At 61.4% G+C, this 26,043-nt stretch carries 25 protein-coding genes; 10 read left to right on the plus strand and 15 right to left on the minus strand.

Features of this window, described 5'->3' with window-relative positions; translation table 11 throughout:
• Nucleotides 1-184 precede the first annotated feature (184 nt).
• The 3 genes from DNK10_RS05370 to DNK10_RS05385 all read right to left on the minus strand — a co-directional run bounded on the left by DNK10_RS05370 (nucleotide 185) and on the right by DNK10_RS05385 (nucleotide 3,727).
• Entirely contained in the window at nucleotides 185-940 is a 756-nt protein-coding gene (locus DNK10_RS05370) for a DeoR family transcriptional regulator (protein ID WP_131190842.1), read from the minus strand.
• A gap of 360 nt (nucleotides 941-1,300) precedes the next feature.
• Complete coding sequence (gene glpK, locus DNK10_RS05380) at nucleotides 1,301-2,806, minus strand: glycerol kinase GlpK (RefSeq protein ID WP_131178644.1); 1,506 nt, start codon at nucleotides 2,804-2,806, stop codon at nucleotides 1,301-1,303.
• A 72-nt stretch (nucleotides 2,807-2,878) separates the two neighbouring features.
• Nucleotides 2,879-3,727, minus strand: coding sequence for an MIP/aquaporin family protein (locus DNK10_RS05385; protein ID WP_131190844.1), 849 nt, complete (start codon nucleotides 3,725-3,727; stop codon nucleotides 2,879-2,881).
• A gap of 364 nt (nucleotides 3,728-4,091) precedes the next feature.
• Between DNK10_RS05385 and ybaK the strand changes: the two genes are divergently transcribed.
• The 3 genes from ybaK (at nucleotide 4,092) to DNK10_RS05400 (ending at nucleotide 6,692) form a co-directional block, all read left to right on the plus strand.
• Complete coding sequence (gene ybaK / locus DNK10_RS05390) at nucleotides 4,092-4,559, plus strand: Cys-tRNA(Pro) deacylase (RefSeq protein WP_131178642.1); 468 nt, start codon at nucleotides 4,092-4,094, stop codon at nucleotides 4,557-4,559.
• 466 nt (nucleotides 4,560-5,025) lie between these two features.
• Complete coding sequence (locus DNK10_RS05395) at nucleotides 5,026-5,802, plus strand: substrate-binding periplasmic protein (RefSeq protein ID WP_131190845.1); 777 nt, start codon at nucleotides 5,026-5,028, stop codon at nucleotides 5,800-5,802.
• 104 nt (nucleotides 5,803-5,906) lie between these two features.
• Entirely contained in the window at nucleotides 5,907-6,692 is a 786-nt protein-coding gene (locus DNK10_RS05400) for a PhzF family phenazine biosynthesis protein (protein ID WP_131190846.1), read from the plus strand.
• On the opposite strand, the gene DNK10_RS05405 is transcribed toward DNK10_RS05400, so the two are convergent.
• Together DNK10_RS05405 and argF are read right to left on the minus strand one after the other, a co-directional pair.
• On the minus strand, nucleotides 6,689-7,774 hold the full coding sequence (locus DNK10_RS05405) for an ABC transporter ATP-binding protein (RefSeq protein WP_131178639.1): 1,086 nt from the start codon (nucleotides 7,772-7,774) through the stop codon (nucleotides 6,689-6,691). The two genes, DNK10_RS05400 and DNK10_RS05405, sit on opposite strands and share 4 nt — an antisense overlap.
• A complete protein-coding gene (gene argF, locus DNK10_RS05410) occupies nucleotides 7,771-8,691 on the minus strand; it encodes an ornithine carbamoyltransferase (protein WP_131190847.1) in 921 nt (306 codons plus the stop codon). The genes DNK10_RS05405 and argF overlap by 4 nt, the downstream gene beginning before the upstream one ends.
• Nucleotides 8,692-9,099: 408 nt before the next feature.
• Between argF and DNK10_RS25835 the strand changes: the two genes are divergently transcribed.
• From DNK10_RS25835 to grxD, 3 genes are all read left to right on the plus strand, one after another.
• The gene (locus DNK10_RS25835; RefSeq protein WP_165495948.1) at nucleotides 9,100-9,258 is read left to right on the plus strand and encodes a hypothetical protein; all 159 of its coding nucleotides are present in this window, start codon (nucleotides 9,100-9,102) and stop codon (nucleotides 9,256-9,258) included.
• 271 nt (nucleotides 9,259-9,529) lie between these two features.
• On the plus strand, nucleotides 9,530-11,638 hold the full coding sequence (locus tag DNK10_RS05415) for a molybdopterin oxidoreductase family protein (RefSeq protein WP_131190848.1): 2,109 nt from the start codon (nucleotides 9,530-9,532) through the stop codon (nucleotides 11,636-11,638).
• A 112-nt stretch (nucleotides 11,639-11,750) separates the two neighbouring features.
• Complete coding sequence (grxD, locus tag DNK10_RS05420) at nucleotides 11,751-12,077, plus strand: Grx4 family monothiol glutaredoxin (protein ID WP_131178636.1); 327 nt, start codon at nucleotides 11,751-11,753, stop codon at nucleotides 12,075-12,077.
• A gap of 329 nt (nucleotides 12,078-12,406) precedes the next feature.
• Here grxD and tsaA read toward each other — a convergent pair whose 3' ends face one another.
• The 3 genes from tsaA to DNK10_RS05435 are packed head-to-tail and all read right to left on the minus strand — an operon-like array spanning nucleotide 12,407 to nucleotide 14,335.
• Entirely contained in the window at nucleotides 12,407-13,099 is a 693-nt protein-coding gene (gene tsaA, locus DNK10_RS05425; protein WP_131190849.1) for a tRNA (N6-threonylcarbamoyladenosine(37)-N6)-methyltransferase TrmO, read from the minus strand.
• Between the two features lie 7 nt (nucleotides 13,100-13,106).
• Entirely contained in the window at nucleotides 13,107-13,568 is a 462-nt protein-coding gene (locus DNK10_RS05430; RefSeq protein WP_131178634.1) for a YehS family protein, read from the minus strand.
• Nucleotides 13,569-13,624: 56 nt separating this feature from the next.
• Nucleotides 13,625-14,335 (minus strand): rRNA pseudouridine synthase, encoded by a 711-nt coding sequence (locus tag DNK10_RS05435; protein WP_131190850.1) that lies wholly within the window; start codon nucleotides 14,333-14,335, stop codon nucleotides 13,625-13,627.
• 63 nt (nucleotides 14,336-14,398) lie between these two features.
• Here DNK10_RS05435 and DNK10_RS05440 point away from each other — a divergent pair, with 63 nt between their 5' ends.
• Nucleotides 14,399-14,629 carry a hypothetical protein gene (locus DNK10_RS05440; RefSeq protein ID WP_131178632.1) on the plus strand — a complete coding sequence of 77 codons (231 nt, stop codon included), beginning with the start codon at nucleotides 14,399-14,401 and terminating at the stop codon, nucleotides 14,627-14,629.
• 43 nt (nucleotides 14,630-14,672) lie between these two features.
• On the opposite strand, the gene DNK10_RS05445 is transcribed toward DNK10_RS05440, so the two are convergent.
• The 5 genes from DNK10_RS05445 to DNK10_RS05465 form a co-directional block, all read right to left on the minus strand.
• On the minus strand, nucleotides 14,673-15,374 hold the full coding sequence (locus DNK10_RS05445) for an ABC transporter ATP-binding protein (protein ID WP_131178631.1): 702 nt from the start codon (nucleotides 15,372-15,374) through the stop codon (nucleotides 14,673-14,675).
• Nucleotides 15,374-16,141: a high-affinity branched-chain amino acid ABC transporter ATP-binding protein LivG gene (gene livG, locus DNK10_RS05450; RefSeq protein ID WP_131178630.1), complete on the minus strand. Its 768-nt coding sequence runs from the start codon at nucleotides 16,139-16,141 to the stop codon at nucleotides 15,374-15,376. The genes DNK10_RS05445 and livG overlap by 1 nt, the downstream gene beginning before the upstream one ends.
• Nucleotides 16,138-17,397, minus strand: coding sequence for a high-affinity branched-chain amino acid ABC transporter permease LivM (locus DNK10_RS05455; RefSeq protein ID WP_131190851.1), 1,260 nt, complete (start codon nucleotides 17,395-17,397; stop codon nucleotides 16,138-16,140). Before DNK10_RS05455 ends, livG begins: the two co-directional genes overlap by 4 nt.
• A complete protein-coding gene (livH, locus tag DNK10_RS05460) occupies nucleotides 17,394-18,317 on the minus strand; it encodes a high-affinity branched-chain amino acid ABC transporter permease LivH (RefSeq protein WP_070883222.1) in 924 nt (307 codons plus the stop codon). Before livH ends, DNK10_RS05455 begins: the two co-directional genes overlap by 4 nt.
• Nucleotides 18,318-18,587: 270 nt before the next feature.
• Nucleotides 18,588-19,709: a branched-chain amino acid ABC transporter substrate-binding protein gene (locus DNK10_RS05465; RefSeq protein ID WP_131178628.1), complete on the minus strand. Its 1,122-nt coding sequence runs from the start codon at nucleotides 19,707-19,709 to the stop codon at nucleotides 18,588-18,590.
• A 293-nt stretch (nucleotides 19,710-20,002) separates the two neighbouring features.
• Here DNK10_RS05465 and DNK10_RS05470 point away from each other — a divergent pair, with 293 nt between their 5' ends.
• From DNK10_RS05470 to DNK10_RS05480, 3 genes are all read left to right on the plus strand, one after another.
• On the plus strand, nucleotides 20,003-20,308 hold the full coding sequence (locus DNK10_RS05470) for a DUF2288 domain-containing protein (RefSeq protein WP_131178627.1): 306 nt from the start codon (nucleotides 20,003-20,005) through the stop codon (nucleotides 20,306-20,308).
• Nucleotides 20,309-20,514: 206 nt separating this feature from the next.
• Entirely contained in the window at nucleotides 20,515-20,883 is a 369-nt protein-coding gene (locus DNK10_RS05475; RefSeq protein ID WP_131178626.1) for a DUF5064 family protein, read from the plus strand.
• Nucleotides 20,884-21,105: 222 nt separating this feature from the next.
• Nucleotides 21,106-21,897: a hydroxypyruvate isomerase family protein gene (locus DNK10_RS05480; protein ID WP_131190852.1), complete on the plus strand. Its 792-nt coding sequence runs from the start codon at nucleotides 21,106-21,108 to the stop codon at nucleotides 21,895-21,897.
• Here the strand turns inward: DNK10_RS05480 and mdoH are convergent.
• Both mdoH and DNK10_RS05490 read right to left on the minus strand, forming a co-directional pair.
• Nucleotides 21,890-24,463, minus strand: coding sequence for a glucans biosynthesis glucosyltransferase MdoH (gene mdoH / locus DNK10_RS05485; RefSeq protein ID WP_131190853.1), 2,574 nt, complete (start codon nucleotides 24,461-24,463; stop codon nucleotides 21,890-21,892). The two genes, DNK10_RS05480 and mdoH, sit on opposite strands and share 8 nt — an antisense overlap.
• On the minus strand, nucleotides 24,460-26,004 hold the full coding sequence (locus DNK10_RS05490) for a glucan biosynthesis protein G (protein ID WP_131191169.1): 1,545 nt from the start codon (nucleotides 26,002-26,004) through the stop codon (nucleotides 24,460-24,462). The genes mdoH and DNK10_RS05490 overlap by 4 nt, the downstream gene beginning before the upstream one ends.
• Between the last annotated feature and the right edge of the window lie 39 nt (nucleotides 26,005-26,043).

Raw genomic sequence — 26,043 nt, forward strand, 5'->3', positions numbered from 1 at the left:
TTGAAAAAACTCATCACCGTACGCTGGAATGAAAATACACGAACCCATGACTGTAGCCGTGGAAGGTTCGGGTTGCGTTCGAATGAACGGCGGAGGAGGCAGGGAGCCTTTCGAGGACGATGGCAATCAGCCGTTCCATCGTCCGGGCGCGGGTAGGGTAGGGAAGTGCGATAGCGAGTGAGGGTCAGACCACTTCGAGACGGATCTTGTGCTGATCGAGCAACTGGCTCAGTGCTGGTACCGGCTGCTGGTCGGTCACCAGGCAGTCGATCAGGCTGATGGGGCCGAGACGGATCATGGCGTTGCGCCCGAATTTGCTGGAGTCGGCGGCCAGGATCACCTTGCGGGCATTGGCGATGATCGCCTGGGAAACCCGCACTTCCTGATAGTCGAAGTCCAGCAGGCTGCCGTCTTCGTCGATGCCGCTGATGCCTACCAGGGCGAAATCGACCTTGAACTGGTTGATGAAGTCGACACTGGCCTGGCCTACCAGGCCGCCGTCACGACGAACGTTGCCGCCGGTGAGCAACACATCGAAATCATCCTTGGCACTGAGCATCGAGGCTACGTGCAGGTTATTGGTGATGATCTTCAGGTGACTGTGATTGAGCAGGGCGCGAGCGATGGATTCGGTGGTGGTACCGATATTGATGAACAGCGAGGCGTGATCGGGGATCTGTGCGGCGACAGCTTCGCCGATGCGTTGTTTTTCGGAACGCATCTGATCGGCGCGCATGGCGTAGGCGGTGTTTTCCACGCTTGAGTCATAGGCGGCGCCGCCGTGGTAGCGACGCAGCAGGTTGGCGTCCGCCAGTTGGTTGATGTCTCGGCGGATGGTTTGCGGAGTAACGACGAACAGAGTGGCCAGCTCCTCGATGCTGACATAGCCGCGCTCACGGATCAGGTCGAGGATTCGCTGCTGACGGGGAGGCAGATTCATGGGGTTTCCTTAGGGTCTGTTGCTGTTTCAGCGCAAGCCGCGTTGCCGCGAGAGATCTCGCCAGGCGAGGCGGAGGACGCAGGGAATGGCATTCCCTTTTCAAGTCCTCCAACGACGTATGGCGAGATTTCCCGCACAACCCGCAGGGCCGGGCCCGTTTTTCCGCGATGCTGCGTTTCTCGCCGGCTCATTTGGCCCGCCAAACTTCGCGGCTCGTGCCTTGCCTCGCGGCAAAACGGGCTCCGGCGCGGTCGTGCTGAAACAGCAACAGACCCTAGAGCTGCCATGCAGAATTTGCCCATGATGCCGCACGAATCTGCTCACTGCCAGTTACAGCCGGAGACGAATCCGGCCGAGGGCCTATTTGGCCTCGTCGTGGGGTTCCCAGTCGCGGGTACGGCTGACGGCTTTTTTCCAGCCCGCATACAGCTGTTCTTTTTCCGCTTCCGCCAGTTGTGGTTGGAACTCGCGCTCGATCACCGCCTTGCCGCGCAGCTCTTCCAGGCTGCCCCAGAAGCCGCACGCCAGGCCTGCCAGATAGGCTGCACCCAGGGCGGTGGTTTCGCGCATTTGCGGACGCACCACCTGGGTGCCGAGGATGTCGGCCTGGAACTGCATGAGGAAGTTGTTGGCCACCGCACCGCCGTCTACCCGCAGGGATTTCAGGCGTTCACCGGAGTCCTGCTGCATGGCGTCGAGCACATCGCGGGTCTGATAGGCGATGGATTCGAGGGCGGCGCGGATGATGTGGTCGATGCTCACGCCACGGCTGAGGCCGAACAGGGCACCACGGGCATAGGGATCCCAATAGGGCGCGCCCAGGCCGGTGAAGGCCGGTACCAGATACACGCCATTGCTGTTCTTGACCTTGCCCGCGAAGTATTCCGTGTCGTAGGCGTCGTTGACGACCTTCAGCTCATCACGCAGCCACTGGATGGTAGACCCGCCGTTGAAGATTGCGCCTTCCAGAGCGTAGGCCACTTCGCCGCGTGGGCCGCAGGCGATGGTGGTGAGCATGCCGTGCTGGGATTTCACCGCCTTGTCGCCGGTGTTCAACAGCAGGAAACAACCGGTGCCGTAGGTGTTCTTCGCTTGCCCTGGTTCGACGCACATCTGGCCGAACAGCGCTGCCTGCTGGTCGCCAGCGATACCGGCAATGGCGATGCCGCTCTTGGTGTGACCGTAGATTTCCGAAGACGACTTCACTTGCGGGAGCATCTCCCGCGGAATGTCCAGCACCTCCAGCATTTTCGCATCCCACTCCAGCGTGTGGATGTTGAAGAGCATGGTGCGCGCGGCATTGGTGTAGTCGGTGATGTGTGTCTTGCCGCCGGTGAATTTCCAGATCAGCCAGCTATCGATGGTGCCGAACAGCAGCTCGCCGTTGCGGGCGCGTTCACGGCTGCCTTCGACGTGATCGAGAATCCATTTGAGTTTGGTGCCGGAGAAGTAGGGATCGGTGACCAGGCCGGTGGTTTCCTGAATGTATTCCTCCAGGCCATCACGCTTGAGCTGCTGGCAGATTTCGGTGCTCCGGCGGCATTGCCAGACGACGGCGTTGTAGATCGGCCGGCCGGTGTTCTTGTCCCAGACGACCGTGGTTTCACGCTGGTTGGTGATGCCGATCGCAGCCACCTGGTCGTGATGCAGGCCGGCCTGCGCCAGCGCTTCGACCATCACCGCGCTCTGGGTCGCGAAGATTTCCATCGGGTCGTGTTCGACCCAGCCGGTTTGCGGGTAATGCTGAGTGAACTCACGCTGGGCGATGCATACCACGTTGGCGTCGCGATCGAAAATGATCGCCCGGGAGCTGGTCGTGCCCTGATCGAGGGCAATGATGTAATTCTTGTTTTGAATGTCGGTCATGTCGATTGCCTTGGACGAATGAGCGGAGGGTGAATGGCGAGCGATCCGTTCGAGGATCGCGCGTCGTTGGATTCAGGAAACTTTGACGTCGCTAACGGCGGCCCGTTCTACCGCGGGGGCGTCTGTCGCGCTGGGCAGATGCCGGGCAATCATGCCACGGTAGACCGCTGCGCCCAGGCAGGCACCGAGGATCGGGGCGAAGATCGGCACCAGGAAGTATGGAATATCACGGCCGCCAGTGAGCGAGATCTCGCCCCAGCCAGTGAAGAACGTCATCAGCTTGGGGCCGAAGTCGCGAGCCGGATTCATCGCGAACCCGGTCAGCGGGCCCATCGAGCTACCGATCACAGCGATAAGCAGGCCGATCAACAGTGGTGCCATCGGGCCGCGAGGCAGGCCGTTGTTGTCATCGGTCAGGGACATGATCACCCCCATCAGGACTGCGGTGATCACCATTTCCACCATGAACGCCTGGCTGGTGGACAGTACCGGATTAGGAAAGGTGGAAAAGACCGAAGCCAGCTCAAGGCTGGCCTGGGAGCCGCGAACCATCTGGTGGGCTTGTTCGAATTCGAAAAACAGGCCGCTGTACAGTGTGTAGACCAACAGGGCAGCGCAGAAAGCGCCAGCGATCTGGGCGAGGATGTAGAACGGCAATTTACGTTTTTCAAAACCGGCGAAGAGCCACAGAGCGATGCTCACCGCAGGATTCAGGTGCGCGCCGGAAACACCGGCAGTCAGGTAGATCGCCATGCTGACGCCGATCCCCCAGATGATGCTGATCTCCCAGAGACCAAAGCTTGCACCAGCGACCTTGAGAGCGGCAACGCATCCAGTGCCGAAGAAAATGAGCAGCGCCGTGCCCAGAAACTCGGCCATGCATTGGCCCGATAGTGATGGTTGTCGTGGAGCAGCTGTCATGGTGAACCTCGATTTTTGTTGTTGTATGGCGCTGTTGCAGAGCAGGGGCGAGACCTCCAGAGGGCGCCGTTTGCAAAATCGCCATGGCTGATGGGAGTGACGGTGACGCCACTACAAAATGTTCATTATCGAAAAAAATATATACAAAGAACGAGTATTGTCAAAAAATGAACGTTGTGGGGCGGTCATTTTTTTCGATACCAATCGTATGCATGGTTCAATAAGTCAGTGGCGCGAGTGATAGGTTCCATCGTGGCGCACGATTCAAGATCCGCGTTTCAGGATTGAAACAGAGCTTTTTGCTGACGAGCGGCGCTAGAATCGTTGCGATCTGTTTTGCTCTTACCTTTCGCCTGGAGCTGCCATGACCCCTGCACTGGATCTGTTGAAAAAGGTTCGCGCCGAACATCGAATCCACAGTTACGAACATGATCCCAAGGCGGTGTCCTACGGCCTGGAGGCGGCGGAGAAGCTCGATCTCGATCCCGCACAGGTATTCAAGACGCTGCTGGCCAGCAGTGAAAAAGGGGAGTTGCTGGTGGCGGTGGTACCGGTCGTCGGAACGCTGGATTTGAAGGCGCTGGCCCAGGCGGCGGGCGTGAAGAAAGTCGACATGGCCGCAGTCGATGTGGCGCAGCGGGCAACCGGCTACCTGGTCGGTGGTATCAGCCCGCTGGGGCAGAAGAAGCGCCTGCGTACTTTCATCGACAGCAGCGCCCTCGATTTCCCTCGCATCCATGTCAGTGCCGGGCGTCGTGGGCTCGAGGTCGAACTGAGCGCTGAAATCCTCGCCCAGCATACGCAGGCGCAGTTCGCTGTCATCGGTCGATAGTCTCGAGCCCCTGACTGGTTCAGGCGTCCTCTGCGGCTGCGCGATGATCATCGATGCTGTTGGCCATTGGGCCGCCTCCTCGTGGTGGCGGTAATTGCTACCGTTTCACCGCGAGCGGTGAGTCACCCGCGACCTGCTGAAAGTCTGACTCAGGGAATGTGATGTCGCACGCGAAACTGTGCAGTGAAACGATTGCGTGCTGCAGCCTCGAAGCGCACGCGTGGGCGGGGATTGCGCGTCCCTGTATGATCGGAATCAGCTTGTATGGAGTCGCTGATCTGGTCGGCATGCAGGCTGGTTTTTACGGTGACCTTGAAGCGATCGCCAGACACTGACACGGTCAGCCGCGCGTAATTTCGACCATGTGCGTAGTGCGCCATGAGTGACTGGCTGGCTGGATGCGCTACAACGGGTGCGCAGCGAAGATTGATCGCGCTCGGAAACAGAAGCAGGAGGCTTGCGGGCGATGAAAGGATTTCGGTGGGTGGCAGGCAGCCTGTTGACTGTTGCGATGCTGGGCAGTGCCTGCCTCAGGGCCGAAACCCTGGTCATGGAGGCAGACGTCTGGTGTCCGGTCAATTGTGCTCAGGATGCCGAGCGGCCTGGCATCTTCGTCGAGTTGGCCAGGGAGATCTTTACCGAGGCGGGTATCGATGTGGAATACCGCGTCACCAACTGGGCGCGTGCGGTGCAGGATGTGCGTAACGGCCGAGTCAACGCGCTGGTCGGCGCTGGCATTCGTGATGCCCCTGATTTCATTTTCGGCGATGCAGCGCCCGGTATTTCCCGTAACTGTTTCTACGCTCGTGCCGACAGCGCCTGGCGTTATACCGGCCTGGCATCCCTTGGGCAGATTCGCCTGGGAGTGATCAATGGTTACAGCTATGGCGAGGAGCTCGATGGCTACATCCATCGTCACCAGAAGAATCTGGATCGTCTACAGTTTGCCGCTGGTGAGCAGGCGCTGGCGCTGAACGTGCGCAAGGTCGAGCTGGGGCGCCTCGACGCGATGCTGGAAAACACCTGGGTGATGTCCATGTATCTCGATCAGCACGGCAATGCCGGTGATCTGATCGAGGTCGGTTGCCGGGTGCCGGATGTGCCGATCTATATCGCCTTTTCGCCCGTGCTTTCCTCCAGTGCCCGCTATCGCGATATCTTCGACGAAGGTGTGCGCCGCTATCGCCAGGATGGCCGCCTGAATGCCCTCTTGCAGCGCTACGGGATTCGCCCGGAACGTTGATATTTTCCTCACTGTTACGCCACATTGGGGCCGCGCTGTATCGCAACGGACGGTGCAGATGCAGACATGCTGACCCTTCTCGCTCGCCGACAGGAGTTATCCCCATGCCCCTCGAGTTCCATCAGGTCGATGCGTTCAGCGACCGGCCTTTCGCCGGTAACCCGGCTGCTGTCTATCGTCTCGAGCACTGGCTCGATAGCGCATTGATGCAGCAGATCGCCGCCGAGCACAATCTGGCTGAAACCGCGTTCGTGGTGAAGGAGGGGGCGGCCTGGCGGATCCGCTGGTTCACGCCGACGGCCGAGGTGCCACTGTGCGGGCATGCGACGCTGGCCAGCGCCCATGTGTTGTTCGAATGCTACGGCGAGCCGGGTGAGCGCATCGACTTCTTGTACGCAGACGGCATGCTGGCAGTGAGCCGCGAAAAGGATCGCCTGGTTCTGGACTTCCCGTGCCAGCGGCCAACGCCCATCGCCGTGCCCGAGGGTTTGGCCGAGATCCTTGGGCAGACTCCAGTCGCCGTACTGGATGCCCCGCAATTGCTGGTGCTGCTCGAATCTGAAGCTGCGGTGCGCGCCTGTTGCCCCGACCTACGAGCGTTGGCCAGGTTACCCAGGGATGCAGTCATCGTCACTGCGCCGGGCCAGGCTGTCGATTTCGTGTCACGCAACTTCGCCCCGGCAGTCGGTATCGACGAGGATCCGGTGACCGGCTCCGCCCATTGCATCCTCACGCCTTATTGGACGCAGCAGTTGGGCAAGCGTGAGTTGAGCGCCTACCAGGGCGGCAAGCGCGGCGGGTTTCTCTGGTGCCGCCTGGACGGGGAGCGGGTGAAGATCGCCGGCCATGCCTACCTGGTAAGTAGCGGCCGACTGCACCTCGACATCTAGTCGTTTCGTTCCAGTATCGAGGGTGCCGCCACGCTGCCCGCTGCGGCGAACGCGACCAGGTGATCCGCAGCGATTCGAATTCCGACCTGTTCGCCGGGCTGGTGATCGGCATGGCTGGGGAACAATGCTTCCAGCTGGCAGCCGGTGGGCAATTGCAGGCGGTACAGGGTCGCGGCGCCCAGGAAGCTCTTGCCGACGATCAGCGCCTGTTGTGAACTCTGCGGGTCGTGGACGATATCGTCCGGGCGCAACAGCACGTCCACTGCACTACCGACAGGCCAGGCATAGGCGCGATTGCCGCGGATGCTGCCCAGTTCGGTGTGCACCTCGTCCGGCGCTTGCAACTGGCCACGAATGAAGTAACCCTGGCCGATGAAGCTGGCGACGAAGGGGGTCTGTGGTTCGTGGTAGAGGTTGAACGGCGTGTCCCATTGCTCCAGATGCCCGGCCTTGAAGACGCCGACCTGATCGCTGACGGCAAAGGCTTCTTCCTGATCGTGAGTGACCAGAATCGCGCTGGTGCCACGGCTCTTGAGAATGTCGCGCACTTCATGGCTGAGGCGCCGGCGCAACTCGCCATCGAGGTTGGAGAACGGCTCGTCGAGCAGCAGGAGTTGCGGGTTGGTGGCCAGTGCCCGAGCCAGTGCCACGCGCTGTTGCTGCCCGCCGGACAGTTCGTGCGGATGGCGTTTGCCCAGGTGATCGAGCTTCACCAGTTCCAGCAGCTCACGAGTGACCTGGTCGCAGTCGGCCTGCTTGCGGATGCCGAAGGACACGTTCTGCGCCACGCTCAGGTGCGGGAACAGGGCGTAGTCCTGGAAGACCATGCCGATACGGCGTTTTTCCGGCGCAAGGGTGAAACCCGGGCTGGAGATCACTTCGCCAGCCAGGCGGATTTCACCTTCCAGCACCGGCTCGAAACCGGCGATGGCACGCAGTGTGGTGGTCTTGCCACAGCCGGATGGGCCGAGCAGGCAACCGATGTCGCCCGGATTGAGGTGCAGGTTGAGGTTCTGCACGATGCGCTGCTCACCGTAGCCGCAACCCAGGTTACGCAGGCTCAACAGCATCGGCTGGCTCATGCGTGGTGATACGCCGGTTCGACGAGGAATTCGAGCAGCGCCTTCTGCGCATGCAAACGGTTTTCTGCCTGATCCCAGGCGGCTGAGCGAGGGTCATCGAGCAGGTCGACACTGATTTCCTCGCCGCGGTGGGCCGGCAGGCAGTGCATGAACAGCACGTCTTCAGCCGCGGCATCGAGCAGCTCGGGGGTGACCTGGTAGGGGCGGAACAGCGCCATGCGCTGCTCGGCTTCGTCTTCCTGGCCCATGGACGCCCAGACATCGGTGCTCACCAGATGAACGCCGGCCATGGCCTCGCGCGGGTCGCGCACGACCTGCACGCGCTCGCCGGCCAGGGCGAGGAAGTGCGCGTCCGGCTCGTAGCCTTCGGGGCAGGCGACCTTCAACTGGAAGTCGAACTGGATCGCCGCCTCGATATAGGAGTTGCACATGTTGTTGCCGTCGCCGATCCACGCCACGGTCTTGCCGGCGATGCTGCCGCGGTGTTCGAGGAAGGTCTGCATGTCGGCCAGCAACTGGCAGGGGTGCAGATCGTCGGACAGGCCATTGATCACCGGTACCTTCGACTTGGCGGCGAACTCGGTGAGGGTGCTGTGGGCGAAGGTGCGGATCATCACCGCGTCGAGCATGCTCGACATGACGATGGCGGCGTCGCCGATCGGCTCGCCACGGCCCAGCTGGGTGTCGCGCGGCGAGAGGAAGATGGCCTGGCCGCCGAGCTGGATCATGCCGGCCTCGAAGGACAGCCGGGTACGGGTCGAGGCCTTCTCGAAGATCATCCCCAGCACGCGGTTCTTCAGCGGCTCGAACAGCACGCCGCGATTGCGCAGGTTCTTCAGCTCGATGCCTCGGCGGATCAACCCCACCAGTTCATCCGGTGTGTAATCCATCAGCGAGAGGAAGTGTCTGGCGCTCATCGTTAACTACCTTTTTCACTACAGTCCGCAAGCCCGGGCCGGATACAAAAAACCGGAAAAACGAAAGGCTTGCGGCAGGAAGCCGCAGGGTGCGACGAAATAGGGGGAAGGCGCGATCTTATAAGGAAATGACGCCTACTGCCAGCCAACGTCAGTCGGCATAAGGCTTTCAGGTCTTGAGAGCGTGCCCATGCCTGTGGCAGGCGCCGGCAATGCGTGAAATGAGAGATGTGAGTTGCGTCGCATAATGCGGCAATCGACAGGACGAGTGGTGCTACGGGGACGCTGATGGCTTGTTAAAGTGCCTCGCGTCAGCTGACAGCTGGCACAGCCTCTCTCGATAGCGAAGCGAGAGAGGCCGGGGTTTTTGATATGGAACAAGCTTATCTTCTGTCAGGAGACGTACTCATGAAAACCAAGAAAGCCGCTGCAATCCTTCTGGTAACCGGCGTCATGCTCGCCAGCAATGCGCATGCATCGATGGCGACCAGTTGCGCAGACCCCCGTCCGTGGTACACGTTTAGCGGCATCGAAGCGCTGACCTGCCTGTTCTCCGGGCAGTGGTAGTCGGGCATTCGTTGCCGAGCAGCCCCATTCCATCTGCTGGGATGGGGCTGTGGAACCCCTTCTCCTATCCTTAGATTCCCTTCCTTTCGATCATCTCCCCGTTACCTGTCGATGGAGCGATCCGCAGCCGCCCGGACATGACCTTGGATCGGTCGTTCTGATACCTGCCGATTCAGCAGGGCAGGGTTGCTGGCGTGGCGCGCATAGCGGCGCCATAGTTCAAAGCCTACGACCCGACCGGTCGTCTCGGACAAGAACAAGAGGCCAGGCCATGACCATGTCCCTCCATTACCGTGCGTGCCACCTGTGTGAAGCCATTTGCGGCCTCGCCATCGAAACCGAAACCCAGGCCGACGGCAGCACGCAGATCCGCTCGATCAGGGGCGACGCCCGGGACAGCTTCAGCCGCGGCCATATCTGCCCCAAGGCCGTGGCATTGCAGGACATCCAGAACGACCCGGATCGCCTGCGCCAGCCGATGCGGCGTATTGGCGAGCGCTGGGAGGCGATCGGCTGGGATGAAGCCTTCAAGCTGGCGGCAGAGCGTCTGGCCGCGGTTCAGGCCGGGCATGGGCAGAACGCGGTAGCGGTCTATCAGGGCAACCCCAGCGTGCACAATTATGGGCTGATGACCCACAGCAACTACTTTCTCGGCCTGCTCAAGACGCGCAATCGCTACTCCGCCACCTCGGTGGATCAGTTGCCCCACCATCTGACCAGCCACCTGATGTACGGTCATGGCTTGCTGATCCCCGTTCCCGATATCGATCACACCGACTTCATGCTCATCCTCGGTGGCAATCCTTTGGCGTCCAACGGCAGCATCATGACCGTGCCCGACGTGGAAAAGCGCCTCAAGGCGATCCAGGCGCGTGGCGGCCGTCTGGTGGTGATCGACCCGCGGCGCAGCGAGACCGCCGCGATTGCCGATCAGCATCTGTTCATTCGCCCAGGGCAGGACGCCGCGTTGCTGCTGGCAATGCTCAGCACCCTGTTCGAGGAAGGGCTGGGCCGAGCCAGCCATCTGCCAAGCGCTGGCCTGGATGAGGTGCAGCGAACCGTGCTGCAGTTTACCGCCGAACTCATGGCCCCGCGCTGCGGCGTACCGGCGTCGGCGATACGTCAGTTGGCACGCGATTTCGCCGCCGCGGATCGAGCGGTCTGCTATGGCCGTATGGGCGTATCCACCCAGGCATTCGGCACGCTGTGCCAGTGGCTGGTGCAGGTGATCAACCTGGTGACCGGCAATCTCGATCGGGTCGGCGGGGCACTGTGCACCGAGCCAGCGGTGGATCTGGTGGGGACGACGTCCGGGGGGCATTTCGATCGCTGGCAGAGCAGGGTCTCCGGGCTGCCCGAATACGGCGGTGAACTGCCGGTGAGTGCGCTGGCCGAGGAAATGCTCACCGCTGGGGACGGGCAGGTGCGTGCGCTGATTACCGTGGCGGGCAATCCGGCACTGTCGACGCCCAACGGGCGTCAGCTGGAGCAGGGACTCGAAGGCCTGGATTTCATGCTCAGCGTGGATCTGTACATCAACGAAACCACCCGCCATGCCGACCTGATCCTGCCATCCACTGCGCCGCTGGAGCATGACCATTACGACACCACGTTCAACCTGTTCGCGGTGCGCAACGTCACCCGCTTCAACGAGGCGGTACTGCCCAAGCCGGAGGGAGCGCTGGACGACTGGGAGATTTTCATCGGCCTGGCCAAGGCCTTTGCAGCGCAGACCGGTGCCGTGCTGAAACCCACGCAGACGCCACAGCAGATGATCGACCTGGGGCTGCGCTTCGGTGCTTACGGCGATGGGGCGCCGCTCAAACTCTCGCTACAGAGCCTGCGGCAGCATCCCCATGGCCTGGATCTCGGGCCGCTCGGCCCGAACCTGGCGGCGCGCCTGAAAACCGCCGATGGCCAGGTGCAGGCCGCACCAACGCTGTTGCTGGGCGATGTGCAGCGGTTCGCTGCGTACCCCGCCGTCGATCCCGAGCAACTGCTGCTGATCGGCCGCCGCCACGTGCGCAGCAACAACTCCTGGATGCACAACTATCACCGGCTGGTGAAGGGCAAGCCGCGCCATCAGCTGTTGATGAACCCGCAGGACATGCAGCGGCGTGGGCTCAGCGATGGCCAGCGCGTCAGCGTTCGCTCACGGATCGGCGTAGTGGAGGTCGAGGTGCTCGTCAGTGCCGAGATGATGCCGGGTGTGGTCAGCCTGCCACATGGCTGGGGACATGGGCGGCCGGGGGTGCAGATGAGTATCGCCAGTGCGACGCCCGGTGCCAGCGCCAACGACCTGACGGATGAGCGTCTGCTGGATCGTTTGTCGGGCAATGCGGTGCTCAATGGGGTTCCGGTGCAGGTGGTTGCTGCCTGAGCACTACCTGGCATGCGTATGCAGCATGGCCGAGCATTGCGCTCGGCTTTTGGTTACAATGCGCGCACCGTATCGACCCGTGAGTCGGATAGTCCAGTTCTGAGGTGCCCCCATGGAAATCATCGAAACGATCAAAGAGCAGATCGCCAGCAACACCGTTCTGCTGTACATGAAAGGCGCTCCGAATGCGCCACAGTGCGGCTTCTCCGCTCGCGCTGCACAGGCTCTGATGGGCTGTGGCGAAAAGTTCGCCTACGTCGATATCCTGCAGAATCCGGAAATTCGCACCAACCTGCCCAAGTACGCCAACTGGCCGACCTTCCCGCAGCTGTGGGTGGGCGGTGAACTGGTCGGCGGCAGCGACATCATCAGTGAGATGTACGAAAAGGGTGAGCTGCAGACCCTGATCAAGGAAGCCGTGCAGAAAGCCGGCGCCTGATCGTCTGACCATCTGCGAATCCGCAGCCAGCGATGGCTGCGGATTTTTTTCGTCTGCAGAAAAGGTGCTTTGGAACTTGTGGCTCTTCGGCACAACGTCAGGGCCGTGGCGAAAGAAGCCGGTCGGCGACCCGCGTTGAACCATGGATCACGGCCTTCGGCCCCGGATTACGCCTGCGGCTAATCCAGGCTACGTTCTGACGTTTAATCCGTCCACCACCACGCGATCGCAATGGTGGATGAAAAAAGCGTCATCCACCCTACGGCTGCTTTCGCCTTGGCTTGTGCATTATGCAGAAGCGGCTGATGCCAAAGCGCCAATCGATCAGCCTAGGGCGGCGTTACATCCAGCACTCGAATGCAGCCAGGCTGTGGATAGTGCCAATGTACGTCGACATCCCACAGACGTACGCCGTAGCGGCGCTCCGGCTGCGGTTGCTGGTAGGCCGGGCGTGGATCCTGGGCGAGGCACTGTTCGATCAGCTCGACCAGGGGCTCGTTCAGGCGCAGGCCGTGTTCGCGGGCCTGAGCCAGTGCGCTGTCCTGCCACTGCACCTCGATCCTGACGGGAGCCTGCGCAGCGATATGGTTATGGGCGTCGGGCACGCTGTCCGCGTAGGGCACGTAGGGTTTGACGTCGAGCACCGGGGTGCCGTCGAGCAGGTCGATACCCGACAGCCACAAGCGCCCGTTTTCGACGCGATCGAGGCGCACCACCGATTGACCGATGCCATTGGGACGATGGGTCGCCCGGGTCGCGAATACGCCAATGGCGCGGTTGCCGCCCAGGCGTGGCGGACGAACCTTGAGCCTGGGCTTGTCTTCCAGGGCCTGGTGAAAGAGAAACAGCAGCCAGACATGGCTGACCTCTTCCAGACCCTGTAGTGCATCGCCCTGATCGAACGGCGTGCACAGCTCGAGCACGCCCCGCGCGGCGGGCGCCAATTGCGGCTGGCGCGGAATGGCGAATTTCTCCTTGAAGCAGGAGCGCACATAGCCGATGGGCGAAACCTGATAGCTCATGGGGGGATCAGTCACGCAGGCGTTGGGTCAGACCCTTGAGGAAGTTACGCAGGAACTGATCGCCGCAGGCACGGTAGTTACTGGTACCTTGCTTGCGAAACAGTGCGCTCATTTCCGGTTTCGACACGGGGAAGTCGACACTGCGCATGATGGCGTGCACATCGTCTTCCTTCAGCTCGAAGGCCACCCGCAGCTTCTTCAGCACCTGATTGTTGGTAACCGGCAGTTCCAAGGCCGGTGCCGGGCGACTGTCATCCTTGCCGCGCTTGAAGTACACCAGGCCGTCCAGGGCATGGGCCAGCAGCTCGTCGCTGCAATCCTGATAACCCGGCTCGTCATCCTTCTTCAGTACCGCCGTGATCTCTTCCGCGGTCACCGTTTTGCCGCCTAGCTGAACGATCTCGGCCAGTTGTGCATCGCTGACATCGAGCATATAGCGCAGGCTGCGCAGCACATCATTATTGAGCATGAAAATTCCTGGTTGGAGAGGCCCACGCCAGAGGGCGAGGCCGGAAGAATGGGCTGTTAGAAACGTTCTTTGGCGCCCAGATACCGCCACTGCCCAGGCTGCACCTTGGACATCGGCACGCCGCCGATACGGATGCGTTTCATGCCCAGTACCTTGAGGCCGACGCTGTTGCACATGAACACCAACTGACCCGGCAGTGGGTTCTTCAGGGCAAAGCGTAGACGGGTTTCGTTCTGCCAGCTGACCTTGCAGGGTGGCAACGCGGTGCCGTTGAAAACCAAACCGTGGTTGAGGCGTTTGAGATCGCGCTCGGACAACTCGCCGCTGACTTCGACCACATATTCCTGCTCCAGCTTGCTCAGATCCTCTTTGAGCTTGCGTTCGATACGCCAGTCCTGGGTCAGTACATGCAGGCCATCAGCGCCTGCTTGCAGGGGAATGCACGGGGTCAACCGGTCGAAATGGCCTTTGACTGTTCGTAGTTCGGAGCGATCCTCGGGCCAGCGCTTGTCCGGGGTCACTTCTTCGGCCGCCCGTTCCGGGAAACGCCCGCTGGGCACATTCAACAGCAGGGTGACCGGTTCCTGAGGTTCCGCCACGGCACCCGGGAGCAGTACGACCGTTTCGTCCTGCACCTTGCGCTGGGGCTCATCGACGATTTCGCCGTCGACAGTGACCCAACCGCCCTCGATATACAGTTCGGCCTCACGGCGTGAACAGCCGGTCAGTTCGATCAGGCGTTTGGAGAGGCGTAGGGGTTCGGTCATGGCAGGACATCGTCAGCGAAGTGATGCCCATTGTACCGCCGTGAGGCCCACGATGCGCGCGGCATGAAGAAAGCCGGGCAGGGCGCCCGGCCTGCAGGTGCTGCCGATCAGAAAATCAGCGAGAAGATGCCGATCACGACCAGCAGGCCGATGATGAAGATGATGCCGATGGTGCTGCCGAGGAACTTCAGCATGGGAGCGACTCCTGTTTTGTCCGTTCAGTATTGGGACTGGAGCGCAGTTGGCATCGTTCAGGCTAAATCTGCACCTGCGGCCATTGCGGCCGCAGGTTGATTGGGGTCGGCAGGATTTCGAAAACGGTCGTTTCGATAGCCTGTCAGCCGCCCAGGTAGGCGTCACGCACCTTGGGATCGTTGAGCAGGTCATGACCGCTGCCCTGCATGACGATCCGGCCGTTCTCCAGCACGTAGCCGCGGTCGGCCAGCTTGAGCGCCTGGTTGGCGTTCTGCTCGACCAGGAACACGGTCACACCGTCCTTGCGCAGCTGTTCGATGATGTCGAAGATCTGCTGGATGATGATCGGCGCCAGACCCAGAGACGGTTCGTCGAGCAGCAGCAGCTTGGGCTTGCTCATCAGCGCACGGCCGATGGCGAGCATCTGCTGTTCGCCGCCGGACATGGTGCCGGCACGCTGCACCAGGCGTTCCTTCAGGCGCGGGAACAGATGCAGCACCTTGTCCAGTTGCTCCTGATTGTCCGCCTTGCTGCCGAAGAAGCCGCCCATGGCGAGGTTTTCCTCGACGGTCAGGCGAGCGAACACGCGGCGGCCTTCCGGAACCACGGCGATGCTCTTGCGCATGATCAGCGGGGTTTCCATGCCGACCAGCTCTTCGCCCTGGTAACGGATGCTGCCGCTGGCCGCCTGCGGGTTGCCGCAAAGGGTCATCAGCAGGGTGGATTTGCCGGCGCCGTTGGCGCCGATCAGGGTGACGATCTCGCCCTGGCGCACTTCCACGCTGACGCCATGCAGCGCCTGGATCTTGCCGTAGAAGGTGGAAACGTTGTCGAAATACAGCATTACGCTTCCCCCAGGTAGGCTTTGATCACGTCCGGATTGTCGCGGATCTGCTCCGGCGAGCCGTCGGCCAGGGGCGTGCCCTGGTTGATCACGAAGATATGGTCGGAAATGCTCATGACCAGCTTCATGTCGTGCTCGATCAGCAGCACGGTGACGTTGTGCTCGTCACGCAGCATGCTGATCAGGGCTTTCAGGTCGTCGGTTTCCCGCGGGTTTAGGCCGGCCGCCGGCTCGTCGAGCATGAGGATGCTCGGCCGGGTCATCATGCAGCGGGCGATCTCCAGACGGCGTTGCTGACCGTAGGCCAGGGTGCCGGCGGTGCGGTTGGCGAATTCGGTCAGGTTGACCTGTTCCAGCCAATGCGCCGCGTAATCCATGGCCTCGCGTTCGCTGCGGCGAAACGCCGGAGTCTTGAACAGACCGGAGAGGAAGTTGGTGTTGATGTGGCGATGCTGGGCGACCAGCAGGTTCTCCACGGCGGTCATTTCCTTGAACAGGCGAACGTTCTGGAAAGTACGCACCACGCCCTTGCGAGCGATCTTGTGGCCCGGCAGGCCTTCGATCTGTTCACCGTTGAGGCGGATGCTGCCCGAGGTCGGCTTGTAGAAGCCGGTCAGGCAGTTGAACACCGTGGTCTTGCCGGCGCCGTTCGGGCCGATCATCGACACAACCTGTTTTTCATTGACCGTGAGGCTGACCCCGTTGACGGCCAGCAGGCCGCCAAAACGCATGGACAGGCCGCTCACTTCGAGAATCGGGCGGCTCATCGTTGTTTCAACTCCAGGTGTGGGCGCTGCATGGGCATCAGCCCCTGCGGACGCCAGATCATCATCACGATCATGGTCAGACCGAATATCAGCATGCGGTACTCGTTGAAGTCGCGCATTTCCTGCAGCAGGGTCATCACGATGGCAGCGAATATGATGCCCAGCTGCGAACCCATGCCACCCAGCACGACGATGGCGAGGATCATCGCCGACTCGATGAAGGTGAACGACTCCGGTGTCACCAGACCCTGGCGGGCGGCGAAGAAGCTGCCGGCGAAACCGGCGAAGCTGGCACCGATGGTGAAGGCCGAGAGCTTGACCGTGGTCGGGTTCAGACCCAGGGCACGGCAGGCGATCTCGTCTTCGCGCAAGGCTTCCCAGGCGCGGCCGATCGGCATGCGCATCAGGCGGTTGATCACGAAGATGGCCAGCAGCACCAGCAACAGGGCGATCAGGTAAAGGAAGATCACCTTGTAGGTGGAGTTGTAGGCGATGCCGAGGAAGTCGTGCAGGGTCTGCCCGCCATCCGGGGCGCGGCGATCCAGCGACAGACCGAATAGCTCCGGCTTGGGAATCGAGCTGATGCCGTTCGGGCCACCGGTGATGCTGGTGAGGTTGCGCAGCATGATGCGGATGATCTCGCCGAAGCCCAGGGTCACGATGGCCAGATAGTCACCGCGTAGCCTGAGTACCGGAAACCCCAGTAAACAGCCGAACGTGGCGGCCATCAGGCCGGCGATCGGCAGTGCCGTCCAGAAGCCGAAGCCGGCGTACTCGGCAAGCAGCGCGTAAGTATAGGCGCCCACCGCGTAGAAGCCGACATAACCCAGGTCGAGCAGACCGGCGAGGCCAACCACGATGTTCAGGCCGATACCCAGCATCACGTAGATGAGGATCAGGGTGGCGATGTCCACCGCCGCGCGGGAGCCGAAGAACGGCCAGGCCAATGCCACGACGAACAGCGCCAGCATGAACCAGCGCTGTACGCTGGGCAGGGTCAGGGTGTCCTTCAGGCTCGATGGCATGCTTGGCAGCACACCCTTGAGCTTGTCACCGCCGAGCAGGCGATCACGTAGCACCAGGTGCCAGGCGAACAGCAGCGCCGCGGCGATGCCGATCGTCCACAGGGTCTTGGCGCTGGCGCCATGCACCTGCAGGCTGATGCCGACGACGCTGAGCTTGAGGCCGAGGATCGGGTAGGAGATCAGCAGCAGAAGGATGCTGCTGAACAGAGCGGTCTTGAGGTTCTTGCTCATACCTTTTCAACCTCCGGACGGCCGAGGATACCGGTCGGACGGAACAGCAGTACCAGCACCAGCAGGCTGAAAGCGACGACGTCCTTGTACTGGTCACCGAAAATATCGGCACCGAATGCTTCGGCCACGCCCAGTACCAGGCCGCCCAGTACCGCGCCAGGGATGCTGCCGATACCACCGAGTACCGCGGCGGTGAATGCCTTGATGCCGGCGAGGAAGCCCAGGTGCGGGTTGATCACACCGTATTGCATGCCCAGCAGCACGGCAGCGACGGCGGCCAGCGCGGCACCGATGACGAAGGTCAGGGCGATGATGTTGTTGGTGTTGATGCCGAGCAGGTTGGCCATCTTCAGGTCTTCGGCGCAGGCGCGGCAGGCGCGGCCCAGGCGGGAACGGGAGATGAACAGGGTGAGGCCGATCATGGTCAGGAAGGTGACCACGAAGATCAGCACCTGCATGTAGGAAATCACCACGCCATTCATGGCGCTTTCGCCGAACACGAAATTGCCGGGCAGCGGATTGGTGATGGCCTTGTCCTTGGAATCCTGAGAAAGCATCACGGCGTTCTGCAGGAAAATCGACATGCCGATCGCCGAAATCAGCGGGATCAGCCGGTTACCGCCGCGTAGCGGCCTGTAGGCGACCCGTTCGATGCTGTAACCGAAAGCACTGGTGACGATGATGCTCGCCGCGAAGGCGCAGATCATGATCAGCGGCAGGCTGTCGAGCCCCATCATGGCCAGTAGGGTGATGGCGATGAAGGCGACGTAGGAACCGATCATGTACACCTCGCCGTGGGCGAAGTTGATCATGCCGATGATGCCGTAGACCATCGTGTAGCCGATGGCGATCAGGGCATAGGTACTGCCGACGGTAAGACCGTTGAGCAGTTGTTGCAGGTAGTGGTAAAGATCAGGCATTGCCTAACTCCTGGGTCGTCGCGCACGGCAGCGCTTGTGGCGCAGCGCGAAACCGGAATTCTTTCGATAGACAAAGCCCACTGCGCGGCAGTGGGCTTGGGTTCAGAACCTGTTCACGATCTGCTGCGCTTCGGCCCTGCTGCGTTAAAAACAGGCTCGGAATGCTCATGTACAAAAGTACACTCCGCTTCCTCGCCTGTTCTTGTGGGGGCGCCTAGCCCTTGCATGGCTCTAGCTCGCCAACTCGTGAATCAGGTTCTTAGGCGGGACTTACTTGGCTTCGGACTTGCTGCCGTCCTGGTGCCATTCGTAAACCACGAAGTTGAAGTCCTTCAGGTCACCCTTCTCGTCGAAGCCGAGGGTGCCGGTCGGGGTATCGAAGGTGTTGGCGCGCAGGGCAGCGGCTACTTCAGCGGTGTCGGTGCTACCGGCTTTTTCGATGCCTTCGGCGATGACCTGAACGGCAGCGTAGGCCGGGAACACGAACGGACCGCTAGAGTCTTCGTTCTTGGCCTTGAACGCGTCAACCAGCGCCTTGTTCTTCGGATCCTGGTCGAAGGATTGCGGCAGGGTCACCAGCATGCCTTCGGAAGCCGGGCCGGCGATGGCCGAGATTTCCTTGTTGCCGACGCCTTCAGGGCCCATGAAGCGAACGTCCAGGCCTTTTTCCTTGGACTGACGCAGCAGCAGGCCCAGCTCTGGGTGGTAGCCGCCGTAGTAGACGAAGTCCACGCCTTGTTGCTTGAGCTTGGCGATCAGCGAGGAGAAGTCCTTGTCGCCGGCGTTGATGCCTTCGAACAGGCCGACTTTCACGCCTTTGGATTCCAGGGTCTGCTTGACCGCGCTGGCAATGCCTTCGCCGTACTGCTGCTTGTCATGGATGACGGCGACGTTCTTCGGCTTGATGTTATCCGCGATGAAGTTGCCGGCGGTCGGGCCTTGCAGGCTGTCCAGGCCGATGGTGCGGAAGATCAGCTCGTAGCCACGGGCGGTGATTTCCGGGCTGGTAGCGGCCGCGGTGATCATCAAGATGCCTTCGTCTTCGTAGATGTCCGAAGCTGGCTGGGTGGAGCTGGAGCACAGGTGGCCAACGACGAACTTGACGCCATCGTTGACGATCTTGTTGGCAACGGCCACGGCTTGCTTGGGATCGCATGCGTCGTCATAGACCACGCCCTGGAGTTGAGCACCGTTCACACCACCGGCTTTGTTGATCTGCTCGATGGCCATCTTGGCACCGATGAACTGCATCTCGCCGTACTGGGCAACAGCACCGGTCACCGGGCCAGCCATGGCGATCTTGATGTTGTCGGCGGCGACCGAGTAGCTGGCAGCGCCAGCCAGGGCCATAGCGGCGAACAGCTTGGAAATCTGCTTAGTAGCGTTGTTCATAGTGCTCCACTCGTTGTGTTCATTGTTGTAGTTCTGGTAGCCAAGGCAACAGAACCGGAGTCGACTTTCCGGCCATACTCCCGGCAACTGTACCGATACAGTGTAGAGCGCTGATTTGCGCCTTGGAAAGTCGGCAGTCGAGGGCGAAGGGTAGGAATGTCGCGTAATTGCAAGGAATGTATAGAAAAACGGCGGATTCCTGACTGACGGATGGTTGACACGGTTTGTCTGCTCGCCACCCACCGTTATCATGGCGGCCGTCGAAAAAACGGCCCTTCACGATGGAACCTGCCATGAACGAACAACCAAGCACCCTCTATGCCAAATTGCTCGGCGAAACCGCCCCCATCCGCTGGCAAGAGCTGCAACCGTTTTTCGCCCGGGGCTCGCTGCTCTGGGTCGACAGTGACGAAGATCTGATCGCGGTCGCCGAGGCGGTTGCCGAAAACCATCGAGAAACGGTTGCCGCCTGGCTGGATTCGGGGCGGGTCGCGGTATTGAGCGATGCTCACGCCGAGGATCTGCTGGCGCGTGATCCGTCGCTCTGGGCCGTGGTGGTCGCCCCCTGGGTTCTGGTGCAGGAGCGCGCCGAAAAGTAGCGCTGGTTTCGAACACCCGTTTTAGCCGCTCTGGAATGGGCATTTCCAGAGGTTGCAGATAATAGTCGTGGTTCCTTTTTGGTGCGTAAATTGCGCTATTTTTGTGCGTCGACTGGCTGGCATCATCGCTGAACCCTGGTGTCTATGCTCAGGAGCCTGGAACGTAATCGACGTTCCGGTAACCCCTTCAGCGCAGGAGCCTGCATATGTTCGAGCCCGGCCATTTATTTCGCGGCAACAGCGTGGCGACCGGGGATATCCCCATCTATGCCATCGACCTGCATTACGACGTGCGTCAGGATGCGGCCGAAGGGGCGATGTTGCACATGACCCTCAAGGGCGAAATCGCAGGTGCGGCGTTCGACGAGTCGTTCGAACTGCACCGTGATACCGCGTTCAATTTCGCCAGCGTGGTAAGCCGATTGGCCCACAAGCATGGTCTGCCGACCAGCGTGGTGCTGATCAGTCACGAGCATGAAGAGTTCGATCAGATGTTCGAGGATATCCGTCAGCGCCTGGGGGCCCACAGTGGCGATCCGGTCGACCTCGATCATCTGGAGAAGGATGGTCTGTAAGCACCTGTCACGGTCTGCAGCGTGTCAGCCCTGTGGCATTAAAAACAGCTCTGAAAGCAGTCAATAGGCTGCGGCTGTGGGTTCCGACCTGCCGCAGCGCGGCCCATGGGCAAAGCTATGCGCCACGAACAATGGCGCAGACACCGCCGTTGGGTGGTGAGTACGTTCAACCACTTCGAGCGTCCGGCTGCTCCATTGGTCGGCGCCAGTCTGAGGTCATGCATGAAGATATCCGCCAACCTGACGATGCTGTTCAACGAGCGGCCATTGCTCGAGCGTATCGTTGCCGCCGCTGTGGCGGGCTTTGACGGTGTGGAAATCCAGTTTCCCTACGAAGTGCCGGCGCTTCGCCTGAAAGACGAATTGGCGCGGGCGGGTATGCCGCTGGTGCTGATGAATTTCCCGGGTGGCGATTTCCTTACCGGCGGGCCTGGGCTGGCGGCGGTTCCCGCGCGCCAGCGTGAATTCGACCAGGCATTGCAGGATGCACTGACCTATGCCGCCATGGTGCGTCCGCAGTTGATCAACGTTCTGCCCGGGCGGCTGCCAGAAGGCGTTGGGTCGGAGCAGGCTCTGGCTGTCTTGAGGGACAACATCCACAAGGCGGCCGAGGCGTTTCAGACACTAGGGATCGGGGTGGTGAGCGAGGCGATCAATCCCATCGACATGCCGGGCTTTCTGGTCAACACGCCGGAGCACCTACAGACGCTGCTGGCGCAGGTCGGGCATGACAATTTCCAGGTTCAGCTGGATATCTATCACATGGCGCGGCAGGGGATCGATCCAGTCGCGGCTGTCAACGCGTTGGCCGGGCGCATCGGTCATGTGCAATTCGCCGACTGTCCGGGGCGCGGTGCGCCGGGGAGTGGCGATATCGATTTCGCTGCCTTGTGGCAGGCGCTGAGTGACAGTGGTTATCGGGGCTGGCTAGGTGCCGAGTACCGTCCCGAAGGAGACGATACTCGTACCAGCCTGGGCTGGATGACCGCGTGGCGGGCGCCTGCGGTCAGTTGACCAGGGGTGAGGTGACGCCGACCTCAGGCAGCTTGAACGCCAGATTGCCCTGATCCGCCTGCGGCGGGGGGCTCTGGTTGTAAGCGTGGCGCCACAGCGGGTGCTGCTCGGCCTTTTGCCAAAGCTGCGCGTGCAGGCGGGCAAGCAGTACCGGATCACTGAGCAGTGCCAGCTTGCTCTTGCCGTCGAGCTTTTTCGGGCCCATTTCCAGGGCTTCGCGCAGGGCCCGCTGCCGCGCCTGCTCGATCAACGGTGCTTCACCGTGACGGGCCGTGGCCATGGCGCACGCCAGTGCGTTGGGGAAGGGGCGCAGCACGGCTTCGAGGAAACCATTCTCCATGGCGTGTTCGCGGTTATGCCGGGTATAGGCATAGGTGGACAGCAGTTCCTGAGGCGGGTTGGATTCCTCGGGGATCAGGAACAGGCTGCGCTTCTTGCTGCGCAGACCCAGGCTGAGTCGGCTGGAGAACACCGACACCGGAATCGACAGCATCAGCGATACCACGATCGGTGACAGCCACCACAGGAAGTTCGGATCGAGCCAGGCCACGCCTGCCGTCCAGACCACACCCAGCAATGTCTGCCAGCCATGGCGGCGCACGGCGTCGCCCCAGGTGGTGACGCCGTTGTCACGCTGCGGCGAATTCCAGGTGGCGGACCAACCCAGGAACGCGGCACTTACGAACAGGGTGTGGAACAGCATGCGTACCGGAGCCAGCAGCACGGAGAAGAGCATCTCCAGCAGCATGCTCAGGGTCGCCTTGAAGGCACCGCCATAGGCTTTGGCGTCCTTGATCCAGATGAGGATCACGGCGAGTAGCTTGGGCAGGAACAGCAGGGTCAGGGTGGTAGAAAACAGCGCGATGGCTTTTTCCGGGTTCCACCTCGGCCATACCGGGAACAGCTGACCGGGCACCAGGAAGTACTGCGGTTCCATCAACGTATGAATGGCCAGCAGGGCAGTGGACAGCAGCAGGAACATGAACCACAGCGGTGCCGACAGGTAGGACATCACTCCGGTCAGGAATACGGCGCGGTGTACCGGGTGCATGCCCTTGACCAGAAACAGGCGGAAGTTCATCAGGTTGCCGTGGCACCAGCGACGGTCGCGCTGCAACTCGTCGATCAGGTTGGGCGGCAGCTCTTCATAGCTGCCCGGCAGGTCGTAGGCGATCCATACACCCCAGCCGGCACGACGCATCAGCGATGCTTCGACGAAATCGTGGGACATGATGGCGCCGGCGAACGAACCTTTGCCTGGCAGCGGAGCCAGGGCGCAGTGCTCGATGAACGGCTGCATGCGGATGATCGCGTTGTGGCCCCAGTAATGGGATTCGCCCAGCTGCCAGTAATGCAGGCCGGCGGTGAACAGCGGGCCATAGGCTCGGGTGGCGAACTGCTGCAGGCGCGCATACAGGGTGTTCATGCCTGCGGCTTTTGGTGACGTCTGGATGATGCCGGCTTGTGGGTTGGCTTCCATCAGCCGCACCAGCTTGGTCAGGCATTCGCCGCTCATCACGCTGTCGGCGTCGAGCACCACCATGTAGCGGTAATCGCCACCCCAGCGACGGCAGAAGTCGTCGATGTTGCCGCTCTTGCGTTTCACCCGGCGACGGCGGCGGCGGTAGAAGATATTGCCGAAACCCTTGGTCTCCTGGCATAGCTCCAGCCACGCGCGCTGTTCGGCCACGGCGATGTCGGCATCGCCGGTATCGCTGAGGACGAAGAAGTCGAACTGATCGAGCTCGCCGGAGGCGGCCACGGATTCGTAGGTGGCGCGCAGGCCTGCGAAGACCCGAGGCACGTCCTCGTTGCAGATCGGCATGATGATCGCGGTGCGAGCCTTGGCGTCGATCGGTTCGTCACCGGCGCTGCTGCCGGAAATACCGTAGCGGTCATAGCCGCGCAGCAACTCCCAGAAGCCCATCAGAGCCGTCCAGAAACCCGCTGACACCCAGCAGAACAGTAGCGAGAACAGCGCCAGAATGCTGCCTTGCACCACATAGGGCAGAACCTGCAGCAGGCTGTCCTGCCAGCCTTGCTCCATGACTTCCTGCAGGTTGATCAGTGTCCAGCCCTGGTAGGGCAGGATGCTGTTCATGTACCAGGTAGCGACTGCGGTTTGCCCCAGCATCAGCAGCAGCAATACATAGCGACGCAGCGAGCCGACCCGGCGCCAGCGTGCTGGCTCCAGTTTGCGTTTGGGTGGTCGTGGGGGATTGGCCTTGCCAAATAAAGCACGCAAACCGCGGGCCAGCAGGTTGGTTCGCCATGGCTCGGGAGTCATCTTGGTGCGTTTGAGAGGCGGAGCGGCCCGCAGGATGGGCCGTCCGGATGCGTCCATCGACAGCAGGCCGGTTGCTTCCAGTGCTTCTCCGGCGCCCAGCTCGATACGCCGGGCAGCCGACTTGTGAACGGCCTCTTCGGCACTCGCCGCCTGCACGCCACCAAGGCGGCTGTGCAGTTCGGTGAAGTCGCGGCAGTCGGCCAATTCTTCACGTTCGCTGGCACTCAGAGGCAGGCTGTCCAGGTACTCGCTCAGGGCGGACGGCTCGTTGGTTTTCATTGGCCGGTAACCGTATTGGGCGGGAGTTGATAGCTCCAGGTTTCGCTGAGGGTCTTGTCCCCCTCGACCAGAGCCGCGCGCATTTCCACCGCTTGCTTGGGATCCTTGACCTGGAAGCGTAGCGTCAGACGCCAGCCCTTGGTCGCCGGGTTGTACTGCAGGCTGTTGTCCAGCAGCTCGGCGTTGTCATTGACGCTGAAGTTGGACGTCACCGCTGCATCGGGCTTGAGCTTGGCCAGTGCCGGGCCTTCGAAGTCCACCAGCAGGGCGGTGCTGCCATCGAGCTTGCGGGTCAGGTTGGGTTGTCTGACTTCGCCGGCACTGCGCATGGTCTGCTTGACCCAGGCAGTGTCCTTGCCGAGTTGGGCACGTTCGTCCTTGGTCCAGTGCATACGGTAATCGAACTCCATCGGTTCACCTGGCTTGGGCTGCTCGTCAGGTGTCCAGAAGGCGACGATGTTGTCGTTGGTCTCATCCGGGGTAGGGATCTCCACCAGCTCGACCTTGCCCTTGCCCCATTCGCCCCTGGGTTCGATCCAGGCACTTGGGCGTTGCTCGTAATGGTCTTCCAGATCTTCGAACTGAGCGAAGTCGCGACCACGCTGGAGCAGGCCGAAACCTTTCGGGTTCTCCACTTCGAAGGTGCTCACCGCGAGGTTCTGCGGGTTGTTCAGCGGGCGCCAGATGTGCTCGTCGCTACCGGTATGGATCGCCAGGCCGTTGGAATCGTGCAGGGCAGGGCGGTAGTTGGGTTTGCTCGAACGTTGGCTGGAGCCGTACAGGAACATGCTGGTGAGCGGGGCGATGCCCAGTTTGTTGACGTTGTCACGCAGGAACACTCGCGACTGTACGTCGACCACCGCGTCCTTGCCGGGACGCAGGATGAAACGATAGGCGCCGGTGGCGCGCGGCGAGTCGAGCAGTGCGAAGATCACCAAATGCTTGTCTTCGGGCTTGGGACGCTCGATCCAGAACTCGCGAAAATAGGGGAATTCCTCGCCGCTGGGCAGCGCGGTGTCGATGGCCAGGCCGCGAGCCGACAGGCCGTAGACCTGATCCTTGCCGATTACCCGGAAATAGCTGGCGCCGAGCAGGCTCATGATCTCGTCGGACTGATCCTTGGCGTTGATCGGGTACATCACGCGAAAGCCCGCGTAGCCCATATCCTTGGTGGCTTCCTGATCGAACTTCAGGTCGCCGAAATCGAAACGCGCAGGGTCGTACTTGATTTCCTTGACGCTGGTGGAGGTCACTTCGTTGATCTTCACCGGGCTGTCGAAGTGCATGCCCTGGTGATAGAAGCTCAGCTTGAATGGGGTCTTGCTGTCGGCCCATTCGTACTTGTCTTCGAGAGATTTGATCTTCTGGTAATCGGCGAATTGCAGGTTGCGCAGTTCGGCAGGCAGGTTGGCTGCTGGAGCGACATAAGGCTTGTCCAGCAATTCCTTGGCCTCCGAGGCCACATCATCGAGCGAGAAAGCCAGCACATGGGCACTGAACAGCGAAGTGGTGCAGGCCAGGCACAGTGCGGCTGGAAGCATGCTGTGGCGGACAGATGCCTTGACGGTTTTGAGGATCAC

This window comes from Phytopseudomonas daroniae, from assembly GCF_004327275.1.
GTDB lineage: Bacteria > Pseudomonadota > Gammaproteobacteria > Pseudomonadales > Pseudomonadaceae > Aquipseudomonas > Aquipseudomonas daroniae.

Bases quoted from the DNA above. Each gene is read 5' to 3' on its own strand.
- ybaK (WP_131178642.1), top strand. From the start codon at position 4,092: ATGACCCCTGCACTGGATCTGTTGAAAAAGGTTCGCGCCGAACATCGA.
- DNK10_RS25835 (WP_165495948.1), top strand. From the start codon at position 9,100: ATGAAAACCAAGAAAGCCGCTGCAATCCTTCTGGTAACCGGCGTCATG.
- DNK10_RS05430 (WP_131178634.1), bottom strand. From the start codon at position 13,568: ATGCTCAATAATGATGTGCTGCGCAGCCTGCGCTATATGCTCGATGTC.
- tsaA (WP_131190849.1), bottom strand. From the start codon at position 13,099: ATGAGCTATCAGGTTTCGCCCATCGGCTATGTGCGCTCCTGCTTCAAG.
- DNK10_RS05480 (WP_131190852.1), top strand. From the start codon at position 21,106: ATGAAGATATCCGCCAACCTGACGATGCTGTTCAACGAGCGGCCATTG.
- DNK10_RS05470 (WP_131178627.1), top strand. From the start codon at position 20,003: ATGAACGAACAACCAAGCACCCTCTATGCCAAATTGCTCGGCGAAACC.
- DNK10_RS05465 (WP_131178628.1), bottom strand. From the start codon at position 19,709: ATGAACAACGCTACTAAGCAGATTTCCAAGCTGTTCGCCGCTATGGCC.
- argF (WP_131190847.1), bottom strand. From the start codon at position 8,691: ATGAGCGCCAGACACTTCCTCTCGCTGATGGATTACACACCGGATGAA.
- DNK10_RS05490 (WP_131191169.1), bottom strand. From the start codon at position 26,004: ATGCTTCCAGCCGCACTGTGCCTGGCCTGCACCACTTCGCTGTTCAGT.
- DNK10_RS05405 (WP_131178639.1), bottom strand. From the start codon at position 7,774: ATGAGCCAGCCGATGCTGTTGAGCCTGCGTAACCTGGGTTGCGGCTAC.
- grxD (WP_131178636.1), top strand. From the start codon at position 11,751: ATGGAAATCATCGAAACGATCAAAGAGCAGATCGCCAGCAACACCGTT.
- DNK10_RS05400 (WP_131190846.1), top strand. From the start codon at position 5,907: ATGCCCCTCGAGTTCCATCAGGTCGATGCGTTCAGCGACCGGCCTTTC.
- DNK10_RS05445 (WP_131178631.1), bottom strand. From the start codon at position 15,374: ATGCTGTATTTCGACAACGTTTCCACCTTCTACGGCAAGATCCAGGCG.
- glpK (WP_131178644.1), bottom strand. From the start codon at position 2,806: ATGACCGACATTCAAAACAAGAATTACATCATTGCCCTCGATCAGGGC.
- DNK10_RS05370 (WP_131190842.1), bottom strand. From the start codon at position 940: ATGAATCTGCCTCCCCGTCAGCAGCGAATCCTCGACCTGATCCGTGAG.
- DNK10_RS05435 (WP_131190850.1), bottom strand. From the start codon at position 14,335: ATGACCGAACCCCTACGCCTCTCCAAACGCCTGATCGAACTGACCGGC.
- livH (WP_070883222.1), bottom strand. From the start codon at position 18,317: ATGCCTGATCTTTACCACTACCTGCAACAACTGCTCAACGGTCTTACC.
- DNK10_RS05440 (WP_131178632.1), top strand. From the start codon at position 14,399: ATGAAGAAAGCCGGGCAGGGCGCCCGGCCTGCAGGTGCTGCCGATCAG.
- livG (WP_131178630.1), bottom strand. From the start codon at position 16,141: ATGAGCCGCCCGATTCTCGAAGTGAGCGGCCTGTCCATGCGTTTTGGC.
- DNK10_RS05415 (WP_131190848.1), top strand. From the start codon at position 9,530: ATGACCATGTCCCTCCATTACCGTGCGTGCCACCTGTGTGAAGCCATT.
- DNK10_RS05475 (WP_131178626.1), top strand. From the start codon at position 20,515: ATGTTCGAGCCCGGCCATTTATTTCGCGGCAACAGCGTGGCGACCGGG.
- DNK10_RS05455 (WP_131190851.1), bottom strand. From the start codon at position 17,397: ATGAGCAAGAACCTCAAGACCGCTCTGTTCAGCAGCATCCTTCTGCTG.
- DNK10_RS05395 (WP_131190845.1), top strand. From the start codon at position 5,026: ATGAAAGGATTTCGGTGGGTGGCAGGCAGCCTGTTGACTGTTGCGATG.
- mdoH (WP_131190853.1), bottom strand. From the start codon at position 24,463: ATGAAAACCAACGAGCCGTCCGCCCTGAGCGAGTACCTGGACAGCCTG.
- DNK10_RS05385 (WP_131190844.1), bottom strand. From the start codon at position 3,727: ATGACAGCTGCTCCACGACAACCATCACTATCGGGCCAATGCATGGCC.